This is a genomic window from Stenotrophomonas sp. 05L44_2, from assembly GCF_056665995.1.
In genome coordinates this window covers 1-2,202 of the sequence record NZ_JBFTNR010000694.1, presented here as the reverse complement: position 1 = coordinate 2,202, position 2,202 = coordinate 1, and the positions used below count along the sequence as shown (strand labels likewise).

2 protein-coding genes and 1 pseudogene are annotated in these 2,202 nt (G+C 66.8%); all 3 read left to right on the top strand.

Features of this window, described 5'->3' with window-relative positions; genetic code table 11:
- Positions 1-121 (top strand): annotated as a pseudogene (locus AC1VAN_RS19415) (putrescine ABC transporter permease PotH); the annotation flags it as partial.
- Positions 118-960, top strand: coding sequence for an ABC transporter permease subunit (locus AC1VAN_RS19410; protein ID WP_025875316.1), 843 nt, complete (start codon positions 118-120; stop codon positions 958-960). The pseudogene AC1VAN_RS19415 and the gene AC1VAN_RS19410, both read left to right, overlap by 4 nt.
- 63 nt (positions 961-1,023) lie before the next feature.
- A partial coding sequence (locus AC1VAN_RS19405; RefSeq protein ID WP_480986499.1) for an NAD-dependent succinate-semialdehyde dehydrogenase occupies positions 1,024-2,202 on the top strand: 1,179 nt, incomplete at its 3' end.

Genomic DNA, 2,202 nt, shown 5'->3' with positions numbered 1-2,202 from the left:
CAACAACCGCAACTGGCCCGGTGCCTCGGCAATGGCGGCGGCGATGATCCTGTTGCTGCTGGTGCCGATCCTGCTGTTCAACCGATCCCAGCAGCGGTTGCTGGAAGGGAAGCAGGCATGAGCCCGCGTTCTGCCAAGGGCCTGGGCCTGGGCGTGCTGCTGCTCGGCTTCGCTTTCCTGTACCTGCCGATCCTGCTGTTGATGTTCTATTCGTTCAACAGCTCGCGGTTGGCCATGGTCTGGGCCGGGTTCTCCACCCGTGCCTACAGCGACCTGTTTGCCGACCGCGCGCTGATGGATGCGATGTGGACCAGCCTGGTGGTCGCGTTCTGGACCGCCTGTACCGCCACCGTGCTCGGCACGCTGGCGGCGATGGTGATGACCCGCTTCAAGCGTTTCCGCGGCAAGCCGTTCTTCGGTGCGCTGGTGACCGCGCCGCTGGTGATGCCGGACGTGATCCTCGGCTTCTCGCTGATGGCGCTGCTGGCCTCGATGGGCGCGATACCGGGCTTCCCGGCGCGCGGCCTGGCCACCATCTGGATCGCCCACGTCACCTTCACCCTGTGCTTCGTCACCGTGGTGGTGTCCTCGCGCCTGCAGGAGATGGACCTGTCGCTGGAAGAAGCGGCGATGGATCTCGGCGCGAGCCGGCTGACCGTGTTCACCCGCATCACTCTGCCGATCATCGCCCCGGCGCTGGTGGCCGGTTGGCTGCTGGCGTTCACCCTGTCGCTGGATGACGTGGTGGTGGCCAGCTTCGTTGCCACGCCGGGCTCGACCACGCTGCCGATGAAGGTGTTCGCCTCGGTACGCATGGGCATCAGCCCGAAGATCAATGCGCTCGCCACGCTGCTGGTGTCGGCAGTGTCCATCGCTGCGGTGATCGGCTGGTACATCAATGCGCGTGCGGAGAAGCGACGCCAGCGCGACCTGCAGCTGGCCCGCCAGGACAACGGCTGAGCCGGCAACATCCGGCTCACGGCGGCCGGCGCACAATGGGGGTCTACCTGATGGAGACCCCCCATGACCGTCGAGATCATCAACCCGGCCACCGGCCAGGTGACCTACCGCCATGAGCTGATGGATGCCGCTGCCATCGAGCAGCGCCTGCAGGCCGCAGCCGAGGCGTTCCCACGCTGGGCCGAGCGCTCGCTGCAGGATCGCGGGGCGATCCTCAAGCAGATTGCCGGCCAGCTGCGCTCGCGCCGCGATGACCTGCAGCAGGCCATGACCAGCGAGATGGGCAAGCTGAAGGCCGAGGCCCTGGCCGAAGTGGAAAAGTGCGCGACCACCTGTGAGTTCTATGCCGACCATGCCGCCGACTATCTGAAGCCGCAGCTGATCGACACCGAGGCCCAGCGCAGCTACGTGCGCTATGAACCGATCGGCTGCGTGTTCGCGGTGATGCCGTGGAATTTCCCGATCTGGCAGGTGTTCCGCTTCCTGGCCCCGGCGTTCATGGCCGGCAACGTGGCGCTGCTCAAGCACGCCAGCAACGTGCCGCAGTGCGCCGACCTGATCCTGGCGGTGTGCCGCGATGGTGGCCTGCCGGACGGTGTGTTCGACGTGCTGCACATCGACAACGACCAGGCTGCCGACGTACTGCGCGATGCACGGGTGAAGGCAGTCACCCTGACCGGCAGCGAGCGGGCAGGGCGCTCCATCGCGTCCAATGCTGGCAGCCAGTTGAAGAAGTCGGTGATGGAGCTGGGCGGCAGCGACGCCTTCGTGGTGCTCGATGATGCCGACCTGGACAAGGCGGTTGCCGCCGCGGTGAAGTCGCGCTTCGACAACAGTGGCCAGACCTGCATTGCCGCCAAGCGCTTCATCGTGGTTGAAGCGGTGGCCGATGAATTCACCCGGCGCTTCGTCGAAGCCGCAGGCGAGCGTCAGTACGGCGACCCGAACGAGCGCGGCACCACGCTGGCGCCGATGGCCCGTGCCGATCTGCGCGACGAACTGCACAAGCAGGTGCAGGCCAGCGTCGCCAAAGGCGCGCGGGTGCTGATCGGCGGCGAACCGATCGCCGGTTCGCATGCGGGCTACCCGGCCAGCGTGCTCGACCAGGTGGGGCCGGGCATGCCCGCCTATGACGAAGAACTGTTCGGGCCGGTCGCTGCGGTCATCCGGGTCAAGGATGAATCCGAAGCGCTGCGCGTGGCCAATGACACCCGCTTCGGCCTCGGCGGCAGCGTGTGGACG